Here is a 17476-nt window from a genome sequence, read left to right as displayed (position 1 = left end):
GCGCGGGCTTAACCGGTTACTCACGCGGATGTTGTCAGCTAATGGGCATCCGAATCGGAACACTTGTTAGACCGAATCATGACAACACTGCGCCGTCAACGCCGGAGCCTGCGCGCGGCACTGCTTGCGCTGGTTCTGTCCCTGACACCGGCGCTCTTGCTGTGGCAGCAGGGACACGCCACCACCACCGAGCAGATCGTCGTGGACCGTAATTCCGGGCTGGCGATCTATGGCTATGATCCGGTCGCCTATTTCACCGACAGCGCCGCGAGGGTCGGACGCGCCAACCTCGAAGTGACATATGCGGGTGCCGCCTGGCGCTTCGGCAATGAGGGGAACCGGGCGGCCTTCGCCAAGGACCCACACGTCTACATGCCGCAATATGGCGGGCACGATCCGGTCGCGATCGCGAGCAACATCGCGCGCGCGGGGCACCCCGAGGTCTGGGCGATCCACAACGGCCGCCTCTTTCTGTTCTATTCCGAAGATGCCCGCAGGCAATTCGATGCCGATCCCGCCCACATGGCGCAGCAGGCGGACGTGAACTGGCCCCAGGTCAGGCTGACGCTCGCGCCCTGATCAGCCGTATCTTGCCGCATCCCCGGGATCGCACCAGGCGACGAAGGACGGGACCTTGAGCTCGCGTGCGATCTGTCCGTAACGCACCGGCGTGCCATCGAGCGAGACCACGGCGCCGCCGGCCGCGCTCAGAACCGCGTCGCCGGCTGCGATGTCCCATTCCGATGTGCGCCCGAGCCGTGGATACACATCGGCCTTGCCCTCCGCGATCCGGCAGAATTTCACCGACGATCCGCAATCCATGCGGTCCACCTCGGCAAAGCGAGTCAGCCATTGCTCGGTATTGGGATCGAGATGCGATCGGCTCACCATCGCGCGCCAGGGACCGCTCTGATGGGCCTGGGTGCGCAAGGCGACGCGTTCGGTCGCGTCTTTCGGTGCGGCGCCAGGTTGCAACCGGAGCCGTTCGGATCCTGTACCGATTGCCCCGCGCCAGATCGCGTTCAGCGCCGGTGCGCCGACAATGCCGCTGACCGGCCGGCCGCTCCGCACGATCGCAATATTGACGGTGAACTCGTCGCGGCCGTCGATGAATTCGCGAGTGCCGTCGAGCGGATCGACCAGAATGAAGGTCTCCGACAGTTCAGGGAGCGAGCTTGCTGATGCCGCTTCCTCCGACACCACCACGATGCCCGGCAATGTGCGCGCAAGCCCGTCCAGAATGATCGCCTCCGCCGCCTCGTCGGCCTCGGTCACAGGGCTCGCATCCGCCTTGGTGCGGATGGCGGTGCCGGCCTGCCGCACGCGCATGATCGCGTGGCCGGCCTCAGAGGCGATCTGCGTCAACGCATCGAGTAGCGACGGATCTGCAAAATCACGCGTCATTGTAACGTCCCTCAACGAATGGTGCTGCGATAGGCAGCTTGGCGCACCGGCGTGCGCGGTGTATCAAGCGAGCGCCCGCGCTCGGATCGAGTGATTCGCGTTCCGCCGCCGCCTTGACCGGAGCCAGATTCATGTCCGCCAACTCTGTCGCTCAAGCGTCCGCTGCTCAGAAGTTCGACGACCAAAACTCCGAATCCGGCATTCATGTCGGGTCATTGGACCTGGCTGCTCTGCTGTGCTCGCGCGTTTGCCACGACCTGATCAGCCCTGTCGGCGCGATAGTCAATGGCCTCGAAGTGATGGAAGACGACAACGATCCGGAAACCAAGGCCTTCGCCATGGACCTGATCAAGAAAAGTGTGCGCCAGGCCTCGGCGAAGCTGCAATTCTGCCGGCTGGCCTTCGGCGCCGCCGGGTCTGCGGGCGCGCAGATCGATATCGGCGATGCGGAAAAGGTGGCGCGCGCTTTTCTCGAGGACGACAAGACCAAGATCACCTGGAATCTGCCGCGCCTCCTGCTCCCGAAGAATCGCGTCAAGCTTTTGCTCAACATGCTGCTGATTGCCGGTCAGTCGATCCCGCGCGGCGGCCAGATTATTGTCGATCCGGTTGGCGAGGGCGAGACGATGGCGTTTCGGATTGCCGCCAGCGGGGGCTATGCCAAGGTGCCGCAGGCGGTCCCGGAATTGCTCGCCGGTGGTGCGCATGGCGGCACCGTCGACGCGCATGCGGTGCAGCCTTACTACACTAGTCTGCTCGCAAAGGACTGCGGATTGACCGTTGCCGCCGTTAGCGAAGGCGAGGCGATCGTCGTCGCGGCCCGATAGGCGCGCGAACAAGCGTAAGACGGCGACCTGGATCGACAAGGTTAACCGTGGGTTAAGCCGACGATCTCCTGCCTTCCCCTTACGCAATATTAAACGGTTACCAACACACTACCATGGACGGAGTGGTGCGCCGCCGGAGATGTCCGGCGCGGAGAGTCTTTCGCCATGGACGAGTTGTTGCGGGATTTTTTGACCGAGACCCATGAGAGTCTCGATATGGTCGATTCCGAGCTCGTGCGTTTTGAGCAGGAGCCGAACAACGCGGACATCCTCGCCAACATTTTCCGCCTCGTTCACACCATCAAGGGGACCTGCGGGTTTCTGAATCTGCCGCGGCTTGCGACGCTCGCACACGCCGCCGAGAATCTGATGGGCCGGTTCCGTGACGGCCTGCCGGTCACGCAGAGCGCGGTTTCGCTGATCCTTGCCACCCTCGACCGCATCAAGGAAATTCTCGAGACGATCGAGCGGCGTCAGATCGAGCCCGACGGGACCGATGACGATCTGATCGTCCGGCTTGATGCGATGGCGGATACGGTGCCGCGTGTGACGTCTCCCGCCTCGGACTCGCTCGACCGCCCGGTGCCCGCCCGCACGTTGAAGCCAGGCGAGGCCACAGTCGACGAGCTTGAATCCGCGTTTCGTGAAACGCCCGGACCGGCACCGGCCGCGAGCTTGCCGGGAAAGCCTGTTCCTGCCGACTCCGGAAAGATTGCGGAGCGTGCGGACGCCAAGGCTGCGAGTCCATCGATCCGGGTCAATGTCGACACGCTCGAACATCTGATGACCATGGTCTCGGAGCTTGTGCTGACCCGCAATCAGCTGATGGAACTGGCACGACGCCAGACCGAGACGGAGTTCAAGCTGCCGCTGCAGCGGCTCTCGCATGTCACCGCCGAATTGCAGGAAGGCGTCATGAAGACGCGCATGCAGCCGATCGGCAGTGCCTGGCAGAAACTGCCGCGTCTGGTGCGCGATCTGTCCGCCGAACTCGGCAAGCAGATCGAACTCGAAATGCAGGGCGCCGAGACCGAACTCGACCGGCAGATTCTCGACATGATCAAGGATCCGCTGACGCACATGGTGCGCAACGCCGCCGATCATGGGATCGAGTTGCCGGCGGACCGACGCCGCGCCGGCAAGCCGGAGCGCGCGACGATCCGGCTTACCGCACGTCATGAGGGCGGTCATATCGTCATCGAAATGTCGGATGACGGACGAGGTCTCGATACCAACAGGATCCGCTCACAGGCGCTGGCGAAAGGACTCGCGAGCGAGGTCGAACTTGAGAAGATGTCCGATGCGCAGCTTCAGCGGTTCATCTTCGCTGCCGGCATGTCGACCGCGGAGGCGGTCACCAACATTTCGGGCCGCGGCGTCGGAATGGATGTTGTGCAAAACAATATCGACCAGATTGGCGGCGTGATCGACGTGAAATCGGTGCCCGGGCAGGGCACGGTGTTCACCATCAAGATTCCGCTGACGCTTGCTATCGTCTCGGCGCTGATCGTCGAAGTGGACGGGGAGCGCTTCGCGATACCGCAGGTGGCGGTGATGGAACTCGTTCGCGTGCGCGGTGACGGCGAGCACCGGGTTGAGCGCATCAAGGATACGCCGGTATTGCGCCTGCGGAACAAGTTGCTGCCGCTCATCTTCCTGAGAAAATTCTTGCGTCTCGGTAGCTCGGCCGACCAGGAAACCGAAAAGGCTTTCGTGGTGGTGACCCAGGTCGGCGCGGAATCGTTCGGTATGGTCGTCGATCGTGTGTTCCATACCGAGGAAATCGTGGTGAAGCCGCTGGCCACGAAACTGCGGCACATCCACGCATTCTCCGGAAATACCATTCTGGGTGACGGCACGGTCATCATGATCCTCGATCCGAATGGGATCCTTGCCGCTTTCGGCTCGGTGCGAACAAGCGGGATCACGTGCGACGCCATCCCGGTGCCTGAGGCAGACGCGCCTGAAAAAAACAAGACGGCGCTGCTGATCTTCCGCGCCGGCTCGATTTCGCCGCGCGCCGTTCCGTTGTCGCTGGTAACGCGCCTCGAAGAGATCGATGTGGGCAGTATCGAGGTCGCGGGAGGCCGCCACCTTGTGCAATATCGCGGCCATCTGATGCCGCTGATCTGTCCGGGCGAATGTGTTCGCGTGAAGGAGAGCGGAACGCAGCCGCTTCTGGTTTTTTCGGACGGTGTCCGCTCGATGGCGCTTGTTGTCGATCAGATCGTCGATATCGTCGAGGAGCAATTTGAGATCGAGGTGAGCGACGAACGCCCGGGCATCATCGGCTCGGCTATCGTGAAGGGCGAAGCGACCGATATCATGGATGTCGGACATTACCTGCCTGCCGCCTTTGCGGATTGGTTGGGCGGCGATACCTTGGAGCGGCCGCGCCAGCACCTGCTGCTGGTCGACGATTCCGCCTTCTTCCGCAACATGCTCACCCCCGTTCTGCGTGCCGCCGGCTATGCCGTCACCTCCGCTGCGAGCGGGCACGAGGCCTTCGGCATGATCCGCAATGGCCGCGCCTTCGACCTCATCGTCACCGATCTGCAGATGCCGGGTATGGACGGCATTGCGCTCGCGAGCGCATTGCGGTCCGAGGCCAGGACTGCGCAGATACCGCTGATCGCACTGTCGTCGATCACGACCCCCGATATGATCGAGCGCGTGCGCCGCGCCGGTTTCCACGACTTCGTCGGCAAGTTCGATCGTCAGGGCCTGATTGCCGCGATCAAGGAACAGGCCGGCGGCGTCACCAGTCGGGCGGCCTGACGCCATGCTGAATACGCAGCAACCAGCGGCAAGCGCCGAATACGTCACGGTCACCATCGGGGGGCAATTGTTTGGTTTGCCGATCTCACGCGTGCAAGATGTGTTCGTGCTCAGCCAGGTCACGCGCGTTCCGCTTGCAGACGAGGACATTGCAGGGGTCATCAACCTGCGCGGCCGTATCGTCACGGCGATCGACCTGAGACGGCGGCTCGGCGTCTCGGGTGATGTCGGTCGCGCGAAGATCGCCGTCGGGATCGAGGGCGACGGGGAATCCTATGGGCTGGTGATCGACGCGGTCGGCGAGGTTCTGAAGCCTGGCGCCGAAACCGTCGAGCCGATTCCTGTCAATCTCGACGAACGACTCAAACGCGTCGCATCGAGCGTTCATCGCCTGGACGACAGGCTGATGGTGGTGCTCGACGTCGACGCGGTTCTCGATCTGAAATGCACTGAGATAGCCGCTTGAAGCGGTGGGGTATGCGGACCAGTCCGCCAGAACAGCGAGTGAGGGTGCCATGAAGACATGTCTGATCGTCGACGATTCCAGCGTCATCCGCAAAGTTGCGAAGCGAATTCTGGAAGGGCTGGAATTCCAGATCACGGAGGCCGAAGACGGCCAGCAGGCGCTCGATCAGTGTCATCGCACGCTGCCGGACGCGATTCTGCTCGATTGGAACATGCCGAGGATGGACGGCTACGACTTCCTCAAGGCGCTGCGCCGGATGCCCGGCGGTGAACGGCCCAAGGTCGTGTTTTGCACCACCGAGAATGATGTCGCGCATATTGCGCGCGCGCTCCATGCCGGGGCCAACGAATACATCATGAAGCCGTTCGATCGCGATATCGTCGAGGCGAAATTCCAGGAAGTCGGTCTGATCTGAGCCCATCATCCATTCGGCCCGGTGGTCAACGTGACGGCACTTTTCAATCGTGAAACCCGGCCGCCTGAAACGGCGGCTGACCGATTGCGCGTGATGGTGGTGGACGATTCCGCGGTTGCGCGCGGGTTCATTCGCCGCTGGCTCGAGCTCGAGCCGGGTATCGAGATCGTCGCGTCGCTGCGGACCGGACGCGAGGCGATGGACTATCTCGATCGCGCCGATCCGGATGTGGTCTTGCTCGATGTCGCGATGCCGGACATGGACGGCATTACCGCGCTGCCGCTGCTCCTGAACAGGAAGCCCGGCCTTGTCGTCATCATGGCGTCGACTCTGACGCGGCAAAACGCCGAGGTCACGCTGCGCGCGTTGTCGCTCGGCGCTCTCGACTGCATTCAGAAGCCGGAGGCACAGGGCGCCGTTACGACCGAGACCTACCGGCATGCGCTCGTCGCCAAAATCCGCGAACTTGGCGCACGGGCGCGCCGGGCGCGGGAGCCCGGGCGGGTGCTGCGGCCGGTGGTGAGCCGCAGGAGCGCGTCCGAGCCGGAAACTGCCCAACGATCTTTCGCGCTTAGAGCCGCGACCAAGGCCAGGCCGCGCGTGCTGGTGATCGGAGCCTCCACCGGGGGGCCGCATGCGCTGGACCAGGTCTGCAGCCGGCTCGGTCCGGTGATCGACGAGGTCCCGGTGCTGATCACACAGCATATGCCGCCGACCTTCACCACCATTCTTGCCGAGCATCTCGGCCGGGCGACCGGACGCCTCGCGCGCGAAGCCGAGGACGGCGAACCGATCCAGGCCGGCCGGATTTATGTCGCCCCCGGGCATCGCCATCTCAGGTTCGTGCGCGCGAACGGACAGCCGGTGGCGGTGCTGGACGATTCGGCGCCGGTGCATTTCTGCAAGCCCTCGGTCGACGTGATGTTCTCGTCCGCGGCGGAGATCTGGGGCGGAACTGTGCTCGGCCTGGTGCTGACCGGCATGGGCAGCGACGGCACCAGAGGCGGCGCGGATATCGTCGCCGCCGGCGGCAACATGATCGCGCAGGACGAGGCGACCAGCACCGTCTGGGGCATGCCGGGTGCGATCGCGCAGGCCGGCCTGTGTGCGCAGGTTCTGCCGCTGCCCGAGATCGCGCCCGCGATCCTGACCGCCTTCGGGAGGCGGCCATGACCGGCAGCGACTTCGAGTTCATCCGCAAACTGCTGAAGCAGCGCTCCGGCCTGATGCTGTCGGCCGAGAAGCAATATCTGGTCGAGAGCCGCCTGATGCCGGTGGCGCGGCGCAACGGCATCGCCGATCTGTCCGAGTTGACGCACCGGCTGCGGTGCGGCACCGACCAGGCTCTGACCGCCCAAGTGGTCGAGGCGATGACCACCAACGAGACCTTCTTCTTCCGCGACCGCATCCCGTTCGAGCACTTCCAGGCCTTCATCCTGCCGACGCTGATGCGCAGCCGCGAGCTCTACAAGCGCATCCGCATCTGGTGCGCGGCCGCCTCAAGCGGGCAGGAGCCCTATTCGCTGGCCATGGCGATCAAGGAGAGCGGTGCCGCGCTCGACGGCTTCCGCATTGAAATTATCGCCACCGATCTGTCCAGCGAGGTGCTGAAAAAGGCGAAGGCAGGCACCTACAACCAGTTCGAGGTGCAGCGCGGATTGCCGATCCATCTGCTGGTGAAGTATTTCAGCCGGACCGGCGAGGCTTGGCAGATCGCGCCCGACATCCGCGCGATGGTGCAGTTTCGCCCGCTCAATTTGCTCGACGATTTCTCCCGGCTCGGGCAGTTCGATCTCGTCGTCTGCCGCAACGTGCTGATCTATTTCGATCAGGCCGCTAAATCCGACGTGCTCGACCGGCTGGCACGGGTGGTGGCATCCGACGGCTTTCTCATTCTCGGCGCCGCCGAAACCACGATCGGACTGACCCAGGGCTTCAGGTCGGTGCCTGACAAGCGCGGGCTGTATGCGCCCGTCGCTCCGGCCACGCCGATCGCTCCCGTCGCCGATCGCGTGCTGCAATTTCCGTCGCCCACCATCCCGCTCGCCTCGTAACGCCGCGACTCACGCCTTGCGCCGGCGCGGCGCCGCGAGCCGCGCTGCCAGCACGATCAGCGTGACCGAGACGAGCAGCACCCAGGTCGGCGTCGCGAGGCCAAGCGCGATCAACAGCGTGGTCGAGATCACCGTGGTGGCGTAGCCGAGCACGCCGAGGAACGCGACATTGCCGTGCTTCATGCCGATATCCCACAGCATGAAGGCCGAGCCGATCGGGCCCAGTCCCAGCAGCACCATCACGATCCATTGCGAGGCGGTCGGCGTCTCCCAGCCTTCGAAGACGAGATTGCAGACGAGCGCGAGCGCAGCCGTTGCGAAACACGCGGGCGCCACGCTCTCGCTCGGCACCGCCGCGATCGTGCGCGACATGACAGAGTAGGTCGCCCACACCACGGCACTGGCGAACGCAAAGCTGAACCCCACCAGCGCATCGGGATGGCCGCTGGATGCGCCGATCTTGTCGAACACCAGCAGACCCGCGGCGGTGAAGCCCATCAGCGCGCCGACGATATGCCGCCAGCTCAATGTCACGCCCGGCAGGAAGCCGGACAGCAGCACGGTGAGCAACGCCCAGAGCGAAGCGATCAGACCTGCTTCCGCCGGCGGGGCGAGTTTCAGCGCGGCGAAATAGAGGACATGAAACACGAACAGGCCGTAGATGCCGAGCAGGAACGAGGGCAGCGTCGGCACCATGGCGCGCGTTGCGCCTGTGGCGATCGCGTAGGCCGCGATGGTCGCGCCGCCGACCAGGAAGGTGATCGCGGTCGACTGGAACGGCGGAATGCCGCCGCCCTTCAGCGCGGTCAGCGTCGCCAGCGTGCCCCACAGGATCACCGCGCAAAAGCCGATCAGCGTCGCAGTGCGGCCGTGAAGGGGGGCGCGGTGTTTGCTGGCTTCCGCGCTTGTCGATCCTGCTGCATCTGCCATCTGGTGAGGTCTTTTGTGTTCGTCGCAGCGGGGTCGGTGTGCTCCCTCCCCCCTTGCGGGGGAGGGTTGGGGAGGGGGGTCTAACAAATTCGATCGCATTGCAGCTACCCCCCTCCCGCCCGCCGGCGCTTCGCTTGGCGGGCGACCTCCCCCGCAAGGGGGGAGGTCAACCGCGTTTGATGAAAGAGTGCGGGCGCGCGCCGTTGCCCGTGTTGTTTGGAAGGCGCCGGGTACGCCTCGATCTCTCGGACCCTCCGCAAAGGGGAGGGGGGACGGTGCGCCGGGAAGCGCAGGCCAGTCCTTTGTGCCGCATGATTTTTTGTCATGCGGCCGCCTCTCGGCGCACCGTCCGCGGCGTTCTCATTTCGGTACCGGGCCGCGCTTTGCCTCCATGCGCCTGAAGCTGCGCATGGCGTCAGCCAGCTCCTGGCAGGGGTCCGTAGTGACCCCGGGCGGAGCCCCGGCACCGCCCGAGTGCGGGGTTACGAGCCCCGCCCGCAGGCGCCGCATCCCACCCCGCCTTCATGACGTCTCATGACAACGCCCTCGGTGGATGGGATGGATAGGAATATAGTCCATAACCGTTCATGTGTCAAGTCGCACGTCTGCCGCGAGAGGCGAGTCGCGGCAATCCGAGTTACAAGAGTGGTTGTTGGCTGATCCGTCATCCTGAGGTGCGAGCGAAGCGAGCCTCGAAGGATGGACGGCCCCTGCTTTCTTTCCGGGCCGTCGCCCTTCGAGGCTCGGCGCTGGGCGCCGAGCACCTCAGGGTGACGGATTTAAACTGCTGTTCGTCGCAGAATCTTTATTTTGCCGGCCACTCCCTGCTAAACCCCACCCACCATGCTGAAAGTCGCCGCTCTCTATCAATTCGTATCGCTGCCGGATTTCCGCGACCTCCGCGAGCCGCTGCGCGCGCTGTGCGAGCGCCTCGCGATCAAGGGCACGATCCTGCTGGCGCATGAAGGCATCAACGGCACCGTCGCCGGCAGCGATGAGGCGATCGACAGACTCATCACCGAGTTGCGCGATGGCGCTCTGTTCGGCGGGCGGCTCGACAATCTCGAGCTGAAATATTCCACCGCGCCGGTCATGCCGTTCCAGCGCATGAAGGTGCGGCTGAAGAAGGAGATCGTCACGCTTGGCGATGCCACCGATCCGACGAAAAAAGTCGGCACCTATGTCGATGCCGCCGACTGGAATGCGCTGATCGCCGACGGCGATACGCTTGTGATCGACACCCGCAATGATTTCGAAGTGGCGATGGGCACGTTTGACGGCGCGGTGAATCCGAAGCTGTCGCGTTTCGGCGAATTTCGTGATTATGCCGCGCGCGAACTCGATCCCAAGAAGCATCGCAAGGTCGCGATGTTCTGCACCGGCGGCATCCGCTGCGAGAAGGCCAGCGCGTATCTGCTCGCGCAGGGCTTTGCCTCGGTCTATCACCTTAAGGGCGGCATCCTGCGCTATCTCGAAACCGTGCCGGAAAGCGAGAGCCGCTGGCGCGGGGAATGCTTCGTGTTCGACGAGCGGGTGGCGCTCGGCCACGGACTCGCGGTGACGCGCGCGGGCGAAGACGCGGCGCCGGGCGACCCGCTGTTGGCGCCCCGCGACGACGACGCGGCGTAGCGGGAACAGCTACGTCATTGTTAATAGAGTTGCCGTTTCGTTCGCGCTAAAAGCCACCATTGCCGGCATCGAGCCTACAGGCGCCGGCACCCGAGAGCGGCGTGTGCTCCCCTGTAGATCTCGACCGATGAGTTCTTGGAGCGCCTGCATGCCGAATTATCGCGCCTATGTGATCGGACCCGACGGCAGCTTCGCCCGCGCGCATAATTTTTCCGCCGCCGACGACCAGGAAGCCCGCGCGCATGCCGCGCGCTACGTCGACGGTCACGACGTCGAATTATGGTGCGGCGACGTCAAGGTGGCATTGCTGCCGCGCGAGGATGCGGTCAAGCGCAAGTGGGGATGAGCGGGCGGGCCGACCACGCCGCGGCGAACCTGCGACACGCTGTCGCTTTGGCATAAACCTCTGAAATAGAACTGAAAATGGGCGCGGCCCCAGGGGTCTCTGCGCGCCCATCCCCCTCTTGACGGCGTGCCGCTCCGCCCTAAATCGTCCAGCCGACGGGCGCCGGACCGGGCCCGTTGCGGGCGCTGGAGGACGTCCGGCGCGCGCTCGTAGCAACGTTGCTCTGGTGAGCATGCTCTTTGGAGACTTTGGCTATGAGACGACACCGTCTTGCCGTCCCTGCCGATGCGGAGGGCCGGCGATGAGCACACGCTTCGATCTCGACGAGTTGCTGCATCCGTCCCGCGCCTTCGCGCATCCGTCGGATGTGGTCCGCGATCCCGATCTCAGCCTCAACGAGAAGCGCGCGATCCTGGCCTCCTGGGCGTCGGATGCCTGTGCGCTGGAAGCCGCCCCCGATCTGCGCGAAATCCCCGGCGGCAATCAGGTGCGCTTCGAGGAGATCATGGACGCGTTGCGCACGCTCGACCGGCAGGCGAATGACGCGATGCCGGGCGTGGGGCGGACCCTGCGCAAGCGGCGGCTGCGCGGCCTTCTGCGCCGCGACAAGCCCGATCACGGCCACTCGCTGCAATAGGTGCGATCATGATCGCGACCATGATCGACTGCTATGTGATCGGCCGGGAGCGCAATGTCGTGCGCGTCGACTTTTCCCGCAAACCCGAGCCGCCGGCGCCGACCTTTCCGGGCGCCGGCGCGCTGCGATCCTGTGCGGCGCTGTTTCAGACGGTCAACGCCGCAGCCGGTCTGCGCACCGAGGCGGCGTGATGAAGACCGCGCTGATCGTGCTGCTGATGGCCGGACTGGTGCTGGCCGCGTACGGCTGGCCGACCCTTGCACGGCCGGGTGAAGCCCGGCCGTGAGGCGCGGCGCTACTGCGCTTTCGCGGTTCTGGTCTTGCCGAGGTTGCGGCGGACATAGGCCGCGGGCGGCTCCGGCAGGCGGAACACCACGACCATGCGATTGACCTCGCCGCGTTTGAAGGCGGCGAGGAATTTTGGATAGTCCTTGACCGAGACGCAGCCGTTCGACTGGCCATTCGGCCCGAGCATATAGGGGTGCACCAGGATGCCGTTGCGTCCGAACATCGCGGCGTGGTCTTCCGGATTCATCCGGATCGCCTCGACACCGTGGAAACGCGCTTCGCGCATGGTGAGCTTGTAGGTGTTCGGCGGGGTCACGCCGCGCATGCGGAGTCGCACATGTTTGGGATCGTCCATGTACTGGCCGAAACCGGAATGCGCCTCGAGCTTCTCGCCATCGGGCATGTAGACCGCCTTGGCGTTGATGTCATAGATCGCGGTCTTCTGCAGCTGCGGATCGTCGTCGGGGATTTTGATTCCGGTCGCCGGCGGCAGCGAGGCCCGCTGCGGGCGCCGCGGCAGGATCATCGGCGGCTGATCCTTCTCCCGCACGACGCGCTCGACGAAGCCCGCCGAATAGGGGCGGCTGTCGAAGCGATCGGTCACCGCGGCGAAGCGCTGCTCGAACTGCGCCTTGTGCTGGCTGCTGGGGTCGAAGAACAGCGGGTCATTGGTCGAGGCGCCCAGCAGTCCGGACGAGGGCAGCGCGATCGATTGCGGCGCGGCGGATTGGGGCGTGACCGAGCCGGTGGTGTCGGCGGTCTCGTCTTCCGGCCAGTTGCGGGTGACATAGGGCAGGGTCGAGGCGATGGCGCTTCGGGGGATCGACAGCCAGGCGAAGTCGCTTTGCTGCGGCAGCCCGATGGTCGAGAGCCGCTCGGTCTTGGCATCGCTGGCGATGGAAATGATCCAGCCCGCGGCGGTCAGCGCGCCGGTTACGAGCGCAAAGGCGACCGCAAGTGTCATCATGCTGCGGCCGAACGAACCGGCGAGTCGGCCCACGAACCGGGCCGCCTGAAACGATGCTGCCTGCCGCTTGCGCGTCTTGACGCGCCGGCCATGGGTCGCACGCGTCATGGAACGCAAATCCCCCACACAACCCAACGAGAATTCCCCCATTCACCTTGGACCCAGCGTGGTTAAACGCGGGTAAAGGCGCGAGGAAGGATTGTACGCGACCAAATCGTGGCAGCTTCGGGCAAACACGCAGAATGGTTAACGCAAATGGTAATACCCAACCGGCCGGGAACCGTGAGGGCGACGTTGCGCCGTGTCGCGGCACCTAGACGCGCCGTGCGAATCACGGCCTCCGGGGCGGTTCGGCTACAGGACCTGCATCAAGCCGCAGGCCGATCTGACCAGGGAGACGTGCGGCACCTCTCCGTCGCGTTCATAAACCTTGCCGTTCGGACACCAGACGCGGGCTCTCTTGTCGGTGATCAGGCAGGTCCCCAATCCTGTCTCAATGGGCTTGATGCGCTCCTGGCACCCGCTCCCGAACTTGATGCTCTTGCTCTCTTCGAGAAACTGGGCGGACGCGGCCGTGCTGAGCACCAACAATGCGCCGACAACAGGCAACCGCAATGCGACCGTTAGCTTGGCACGAAACCGGTGCGTCATGTTATCGACCTTTCCGATGGGGGCGTGCCTGCCATAAGCAGCTCGCTCCGCGCATAAGCGACGATTCATGCCGGTCACAGCCCGAACGATTGTCGCGCAAGGACCACGATAATAAGGAGGGCGAGCAGTCCGACCGGAACGACGACCGGTGGCACAAACCAAGCTGGCATCGAAAGCTCCTTGAAATGTCAAAAGCGGAAGTTGGCGACGGTCAGATCTGGCGGCCGCGCATCATGGCGTCGACATCGCGTTGGGCCTGCGCCTTATCGATGTTGTATCTGGCAGCAATCTCGGTCACGAGATCGTCGTTGCTGCGAAGTCTGGTCAGGTCGTCTTCGGAGAATTTCCCCCAGGTGGTGCGGATGTCGCCGAGGATGCCTCTCTTTGTTTCGGAGAAATTGGCCATATCGGCCAGCGCCAGCCTTGGGTTGATTTCATTCATCAGTATCACCTTGAAAAGACGTGAGGCATTGGGGAGCTGAAGCGGTCTCATCGAGATCCGGTCGTCTCAACTTGCGGCGGCACGGCATCGCGTTGAACGCGCGACATCGCAAGCCGTGTCTTTTCCGATCTTTTTTGCAGATGACCCGGAGATAAGTATGGGATGGCGTTTCCGTTAGAGCCGACACTGCAACAATGTCGGGCAGGATCGCGATTGCGCCGAGCAAATGGTGCGATGCAGGCGGACGACAGGCGAAGCTGGCGGAGACCGGTCAGGACGTCACCTTTTCCGCTGCCCTGTTAATCCGCAATAAAGTGCATATGTGAGGAGATGAACGAAAACTCCGAACAGCGAAAAGCTCGCCTCGCATTGTTTTCGCGCGACGCTAAGGTCGCAGTGTCCGACTACCGCGTGGAAACGGATGCGGTCATCGCCCGCACCGCAAGGCTCAGGGCGGAGCGTCTTGAGCGTGACTCCGTCATCCAGCTTCCAGCGCCCCATAAAAAGGCCAAGGCTGCCGCCCGCCCGCGAAAATCTGCGCCAAAAGCGGCGATGCGGCGGCCGAAACCGAGTGGGCGGCTGAAGGTGGTCTGAGTCTCTCGACCGCCTGACCAATGCCGCGCAGCGAGGAATGTCATGCTCAGCCACCGCTTTGGACGAAAGCTCAAGCTGCCCTCGACGGCGGCGATCAAGCATCAGCTATTGATGTTGATGCTGGAAGATGAAATCCGGGCGGTTCCTGCTGGCTCGTTCAAAGCGGACACGTCTGCGACCCTCGAGAAGCTCCGCCGCTTGAGGACCCCACCATCGCCGGTGCAGCCGATTTAATCCCGTGACGCGGGAGCGATTCGGGCGTCCCAAGGTGAGACGCAACCAAAGGGCGATGCCGACGTGACCAGAACGCCGACCGAACCGGTCTTCACGCATCTGAATGCCTGCATTACCCAGGAGGAGGGTGCGTTCACCGTCAGCATCCGTATGTCCTGCAGCGCGCTTGAGGAGGACCGTGCCTGGGGTGAGGAAGTCGCGCCGTCGATCGAAATTGCCGGCGAGATGATTTCCGGTCTGGCCGAACGCTATGACATTCCGCAGGACTGCATCACGATCCATCTTGTGATGACCAACGTGCGCGATGGCACGCGCCACTGATGTAACGCTACACGAGCGGGGAACTCGGTGGCGGTACGCTGCTATGCGTCGCCGCTGTCCGGGGTAGAGGGCGCGGCGAGTTGCAGGCTGACCAGCCGCGCCAGCAGGGTTGCGGGGTAAAGCTGGCCGATGATGGTCTCGACATTGCTCAGGCTCCGCGCGATAGGGTGCACGGGCAGGATGTCGCCGTAGCCGATCGACGTCAGGGTGACGAAGCTGAAATAGATCGTCTCGCTGGCAAGCCCGCCGTCGTCTGCCAACGTAAGGCCAGTAAACGCTTTCGGGATCAGGACGCCGACAATGGCGAACATGCCGGCAAAGACCACCCCGATGAGCAGATAGAGCGCCACCGCACCGACGATGCGATGAACGGTGACGCGTCCCGGTGCAAAAACATCACGCGCCACGACGACGCCGAGCGTGGCCGCGACGATGATCCAGCCGCTGGCGAGAAATGCGACATCGATCGTCGATGGATCGAATGCGCGTTTCAGAACCGTCGTGCCATTGAGACAGAATGCGAACAGCATCAGCGCCAGGGCGGTGAGGCTTCCGGACATTGCGACCGTGCTGGCGATCAGTACGAGAGCCGCCGCGAACCCCATGGCCTCGAGTGCGATGACATTCGCCGCCTGCAATGGCGCGAACACGAAAAGCACGAGCGCGAGGATGACGGTCGTGGTTGTCAGCAGTCTTTCGCCGTAGCGCGTGCGCGAGCGGGCAAGCGCGTTTCTGAGCTGTGTGAGCATGTCGGGCCTGCCAGGTTATGCGCGGACGGGAGTGATGATGCGGAGAACGCCGGCTCGGCCGGCGACTGCGCCAGGCCAAGGATCTTTAGCAAACTCATTTCATGCACTCGCGCACGAATTCGATACGCTCCACCGGCCCGAGCTTCCGGACGTCCGCCTGCTGAAGGCATTGCTCGCGCTTGTCCAGGCGGCCTTCAATCTTCTGGATCAAGCCTTCTCCTGCGGCTGCTGAAACAAGTTCGATCTCGCCCGGCTTCCAAGTCTTGTCGAACCATGGCTCCAGCGGACCGTAGAGGCGGAGAATCATGAACCAGCCTTTTCCCGGCAGAGTCTGGATCCAGTTATTCTCCGCTCCGGCCGGCGGCTTGGGACCGAACCAGACATCGACCGATCCATCGGCGTTGATTTTGACGTCCTTGTTCTGGCTGCTAACGCTTGGAGCCGGCTGGTCGGTTTGTACCATCGACCTTGTTTGATTGTCGTAGACGATGACCGACCAGAAATCTTTCACCGGGACATTGGGTGGCAGCCGCAACCGATAGGTATTTGCGCCATCGAAGGGATTGCCCTTCGAGTCCTGGACCGACCATGGGTATTGCGACCCAAGGCCGACCATCTTCTCTTCCATCGCGGGCGTCACGCCAGTGGCGAAGTAATAATACTGGATCGCGCCATCCAGATTGCTGACTCCCGGCGATACCTCGAATTTGTAGCCACCAAAGAAGGGCAGCCGCCAAGCGCTGTCCGGAAAGAAATAAGCCTCCTTGGACCGAATCTTGAAGGCGACTGTTCGCGCCGTTACCGCGCCGATATTCGCCGCATCGGTCAGAATCTTTTTCATCCGCTCGTCGGGATTGAAGGGCTGACCCTTGACGATGCCGATCGATGCGAAAAAACCCAGGGTTGTCGGATCCGACCCTTGACTCGGCTCCTCCTGGATCACCTGATTCAATAGCGTCCAGAACGAGTAGTCGCCCGGAGCAACGAAGTTGGAAGGAAGTCCTGAGCCGTTGACGAACTTCATCGCCGGCGGATTGGCCGCGTCGGAGAGCCGATAGATCTTGAGATTCTTCTTCACCGACTCGACGCCAGGCTTGGTCGAACCGTCGACGACGAACGCACGGAAGACCAGCCAGTTGCCGTACGTGTTGGGGCGTACCACGTGATAGCCGGCCGGCACGTCGCCTTTGTATCCCGGTGGCAGCATCAGGTATTTGCCGCCTTGGCCCTTGTCGGCGCCCGTGATGCCGACGTCGGCCACCCAGCGATACCAGAAGTCGTTGACCAGACCGAGAACCCTGGGTGGGATTTCGACGACCAGCGGGGACTCTTTCGTATCGACCCACATGAAGTTGTAGATCGTGTTGTCGTTGGCGGTCAGCTCGACCGTTTTGGGGTCGACCAGATTTTCCCAGATGACGTTCGTCTGGTTGTCCGGCCCGAATTGGCGCAGCGAAGCACGCATGCCCGCCTGGTTCACGATCGGAATACCCAAGAGGTAAGCCTGCAGCGCACGCGAACGATCGAGGTTGTCGTAGATCTTCTCGGCGGTCTCCGCCGAGGGATAGCCGTAGCTCAGGTTCAATGTGCCGATCGAAGACTCGATCCTGTCGGGAACGGCAACCCCCGGCGCGATTGGCGTCGTCATCTTGTAGGTCTGCGCGAAGACTGTGGTGACGAAGGCGGCTGCGGCGAGCGCGCCGAGTGTGACTCGCTTCATGGCTTTCACGGTTCCCTAACTCAA

20 protein-coding genes are annotated in these 17476 nt (G+C 63.4%); 13 read left to right on the top strand and 7 right to left on the bottom strand.

Annotated features, from left to right (window positions below; all coding sequences use genetic code 11):
* Positions 1-78 precede the first annotated feature (78 nt).
* On the top strand, positions 79-579 hold the full coding sequence (locus AC5I5I_RS09925) for a YHS domain-containing (seleno)protein (RefSeq protein WP_495765212.1): 501 nt from the start codon (positions 79-81) through the stop codon (positions 577-579).
* Here AC5I5I_RS09925 and cysQ read toward each other — a convergent pair whose 3' ends face one another.
* Positions 580-1404 (bottom strand): 3'(2'),5'-bisphosphate nucleotidase CysQ, encoded by an 825-nt coding sequence (gene cysQ / locus AC5I5I_RS09920; protein ID WP_495765211.1) that lies wholly within the window; start codon positions 1402-1404, stop codon positions 580-582.
* A 131-nt stretch (positions 1405-1535) separates the two neighbouring features.
* On the opposite strand from cysQ, the gene chpT reads away from it, so the two are divergent.
* From chpT to AC5I5I_RS09890, 6 genes are all read left to right on the top strand, one after another.
* On the top strand, positions 1536-2231 hold the full coding sequence (chpT, locus tag AC5I5I_RS09915) for a histidine phosphotransferase ChpT (protein ID WP_495765210.1): 696 nt from the start codon (positions 1536-1538) through the stop codon (positions 2229-2231).
* Between the two features lie 165 nt (positions 2232-2396).
* Entirely contained in the window at positions 2397-5009 is a 2613-nt protein-coding gene (locus AC5I5I_RS09910) for a hybrid sensor histidine kinase/response regulator (RefSeq protein ID WP_495972388.1), read from the top strand.
* Between the two features lie 4 nt (positions 5010-5013).
* The gene (locus AC5I5I_RS09905; RefSeq protein ID WP_495972385.1) at positions 5014-5475 is read left to right on the top strand and encodes a chemotaxis protein CheW; all 462 of its coding nucleotides are present in this window, start codon (positions 5014-5016) and stop codon (positions 5473-5475) included.
* Positions 5476-5524: 49 nt separating this feature from the next.
* Positions 5525-5890: a response regulator gene (locus AC5I5I_RS09900; protein ID WP_495972383.1), complete on the top strand. Its 366-nt coding sequence runs from the start codon at positions 5525-5527 to the stop codon at positions 5888-5890.
* 93 nt (positions 5891-5983) lie between these two features.
* Positions 5984-7063, top strand: coding sequence for a protein-glutamate methylesterase/protein-glutamine glutaminase (locus AC5I5I_RS09895; protein WP_495972593.1), 1080 nt, complete (start codon positions 5984-5986; stop codon positions 7061-7063).
* On the top strand, positions 7060-7944 hold the full coding sequence (locus AC5I5I_RS09890; protein ID WP_495972381.1) for a CheR family methyltransferase: 885 nt from the start codon (positions 7060-7062) through the stop codon (positions 7942-7944). The genes AC5I5I_RS09895 and AC5I5I_RS09890 overlap by 4 nt, the downstream gene beginning before the upstream one ends.
* Before the next feature lie 9 nt (positions 7945-7953).
* On the opposite strand, the gene AC5I5I_RS09885 is transcribed toward AC5I5I_RS09890, so the two are convergent.
* Entirely contained in the window at positions 7954-8874 is a 921-nt protein-coding gene (locus AC5I5I_RS09885; RefSeq protein ID WP_495972379.1) for a DMT family transporter, read from the bottom strand.
* Between the two features lie 843 nt (positions 8875-9717).
* Here AC5I5I_RS09885 and trhO point away from each other — a divergent pair.
* From trhO to AC5I5I_RS09865, 4 genes are all read left to right on the top strand, one after another.
* Entirely contained in the window at positions 9718-10503 is a 786-nt protein-coding gene (gene trhO, locus AC5I5I_RS09880; protein WP_495972377.1) for an oxygen-dependent tRNA uridine(34) hydroxylase TrhO, read from the top strand.
* Between the two features lie 127 nt (positions 10504-10630).
* Positions 10631-10849: a hypothetical protein gene (locus AC5I5I_RS09875; RefSeq protein ID WP_495972375.1), complete on the top strand. Its 219-nt coding sequence runs from the start codon at positions 10631-10633 to the stop codon at positions 10847-10849.
* Between the two features lie 301 nt (positions 10850-11150).
* A complete protein-coding gene (locus AC5I5I_RS09870) occupies positions 11151-11486 on the top strand; it encodes a hypothetical protein (RefSeq protein WP_495972373.1) in 336 nt (111 codons plus the stop codon).
* Between the two features lie 8 nt (positions 11487-11494).
* Positions 11495-11677, top strand: coding sequence for a hypothetical protein (locus tag AC5I5I_RS09865; protein WP_495972371.1), 183 nt, complete (start codon positions 11495-11497; stop codon positions 11675-11677).
* A gap of 104 nt (positions 11678-11781) precedes the next feature.
* Here the strand turns inward: AC5I5I_RS09865 and AC5I5I_RS09860 are convergent, their stop codons facing one another.
* The 3 genes from AC5I5I_RS09860 to AC5I5I_RS09850 form a co-directional block, all read right to left on the bottom strand.
* Entirely contained in the window at positions 11782-12849 is a 1068-nt protein-coding gene (locus AC5I5I_RS09860) for a DUF2778 domain-containing protein (RefSeq protein ID WP_495972369.1), read from the bottom strand.
* A gap of 246 nt (positions 12850-13095) precedes the next feature.
* Complete coding sequence (locus tag AC5I5I_RS09855; protein ID WP_495972367.1) at positions 13096-13392, bottom strand: hypothetical protein; 297 nt, start codon at positions 13390-13392, stop codon at positions 13096-13098.
* A 211-nt stretch (positions 13393-13603) separates the two neighbouring features.
* Positions 13604-13885: a CsbD family protein gene (locus tag AC5I5I_RS09850; RefSeq protein WP_495972365.1), complete on the bottom strand. Its 282-nt coding sequence runs from the start codon at positions 13883-13885 to the stop codon at positions 13604-13606.
* A 585-nt stretch (positions 13886-14470) separates the two neighbouring features.
* On the opposite strand from AC5I5I_RS09850, the gene AC5I5I_RS09845 reads away from it, so the two are divergent.
* Both AC5I5I_RS09845 and AC5I5I_RS09840 read left to right on the top strand, forming a co-directional pair.
* The gene (locus AC5I5I_RS09845) at positions 14471-14662 is read left to right on the top strand and encodes a hypothetical protein (RefSeq protein WP_495972363.1); all 192 of its coding nucleotides are present in this window, start codon (positions 14471-14473) and stop codon (positions 14660-14662) included.
* Between the two features lie 63 nt (positions 14663-14725).
* Positions 14726-14983, top strand: coding sequence for a hypothetical protein (locus tag AC5I5I_RS09840; RefSeq protein ID WP_495972361.1), 258 nt, complete (start codon positions 14726-14728; stop codon positions 14981-14983).
* Positions 14984-15024: 41 nt separating this feature from the next.
* Here the strand turns inward: AC5I5I_RS09840 and AC5I5I_RS09835 are convergent, their stop codons facing one another.
* Both AC5I5I_RS09835 and AC5I5I_RS09830 read right to left on the bottom strand, forming a co-directional pair.
* Positions 15025-15732, bottom strand: a complete 708-nt coding sequence (locus AC5I5I_RS09835; RefSeq protein WP_495972359.1) for an ion channel — start codon at positions 15730-15732, stop codon at positions 15025-15027.
* A 94-nt stretch (positions 15733-15826) separates the two neighbouring features.
* A complete protein-coding gene (locus AC5I5I_RS09830) occupies positions 15827-17452 on the bottom strand; it encodes a DUF1254 domain-containing protein (protein WP_495972591.1) in 1626 nt (541 codons plus the stop codon).
* Positions 17453-17476 lie beyond the last annotated feature (24 nt).

It is taken from the genome of Pseudorhodoplanes sp. (assembly GCF_059499825.1).
Note: the sequence above shows the minus strand (reverse complement) of the source record. Positions and strands in the feature narration are given on the sequence as shown.

Excerpts from the sequence above, each read along its gene's own strand:
- AC5I5I_RS09910 (WP_495972388.1), top strand. The coding sequence starts at position 2,397 with ATGGACGAGTTGTTGCGGGATTTTTTGACCGAGACCCATGAGAGTCTC.
- cysQ (WP_495765211.1), bottom strand. The coding sequence starts at position 1,404 with ATGACGCGTGATTTTGCAGATCCGTCGCTACTCGATGCGTTGACGCAG.
- AC5I5I_RS09830 (WP_495972591.1), bottom strand. The coding sequence starts at position 17,452 with ATGAAGCGAGTCACACTCGGCGCGCTCGCCGCAGCCGCCTTCGTCACC.
- AC5I5I_RS09905 (WP_495972385.1), top strand. The coding sequence starts at position 5,014 with ATGCTGAATACGCAGCAACCAGCGGCAAGCGCCGAATACGTCACGGTC.
- AC5I5I_RS09875 (WP_495972375.1), top strand. The coding sequence starts at position 10,631 with ATGAGTTCTTGGAGCGCCTGCATGCCGAATTATCGCGCCTATGTGATC.
- AC5I5I_RS09900 (WP_495972383.1), top strand. The coding sequence starts at position 5,525 with ATGAAGACATGTCTGATCGTCGACGATTCCAGCGTCATCCGCAAAGTT.
- AC5I5I_RS09850 (WP_495972365.1), bottom strand. The coding sequence starts at position 13,885 with ATGAGACCGCTTCAGCTCCCCAATGCCTCACGTCTTTTCAAGGTGATA.
- AC5I5I_RS09855 (WP_495972367.1), bottom strand. The coding sequence starts at position 13,392 with ATGACGCACCGGTTTCGTGCCAAGCTAACGGTCGCATTGCGGTTGCCT.
- trhO (WP_495972377.1), top strand. The coding sequence starts at position 9,718 with ATGCTGAAAGTCGCCGCTCTCTATCAATTCGTATCGCTGCCGGATTTC.
- AC5I5I_RS09890 (WP_495972381.1), top strand. The coding sequence starts at position 7,060 with ATGACCGGCAGCGACTTCGAGTTCATCCGCAAACTGCTGAAGCAGCGC.
- AC5I5I_RS09895 (WP_495972593.1), top strand. The coding sequence starts at position 5,984 with ATGGTGGTGGACGATTCCGCGGTTGCGCGCGGGTTCATTCGCCGCTGG.
- AC5I5I_RS09865 (WP_495972371.1), top strand. The coding sequence starts at position 11,495 with ATGATCGCGACCATGATCGACTGCTATGTGATCGGCCGGGAGCGCAAT.
- AC5I5I_RS09925 (WP_495765212.1), top strand. The coding sequence starts at position 79 with ATGACAACACTGCGCCGTCAACGCCGGAGCCTGCGCGCGGCACTGCTT.
- AC5I5I_RS09860 (WP_495972369.1), bottom strand. The coding sequence starts at position 12,849 with ATGACGCGTGCGACCCATGGCCGGCGCGTCAAGACGCGCAAGCGGCAG.
- AC5I5I_RS09870 (WP_495972373.1), top strand. The coding sequence starts at position 11,151 with ATGAGCACACGCTTCGATCTCGACGAGTTGCTGCATCCGTCCCGCGCC.
- chpT (WP_495765210.1), top strand. The coding sequence starts at position 1,536 with ATGTCCGCCAACTCTGTCGCTCAAGCGTCCGCTGCTCAGAAGTTCGAC.
- AC5I5I_RS09845 (WP_495972363.1), top strand. The coding sequence starts at position 14,471 with ATGCTCAGCCACCGCTTTGGACGAAAGCTCAAGCTGCCCTCGACGGCG.
- AC5I5I_RS09885 (WP_495972379.1), bottom strand. The coding sequence starts at position 8,874 with ATGGCAGATGCAGCAGGATCGACAAGCGCGGAAGCCAGCAAACACCGC.
- AC5I5I_RS09835 (WP_495972359.1), bottom strand. The coding sequence starts at position 15,732 with ATGCTCACACAGCTCAGAAACGCGCTTGCCCGCTCGCGCACGCGCTAC.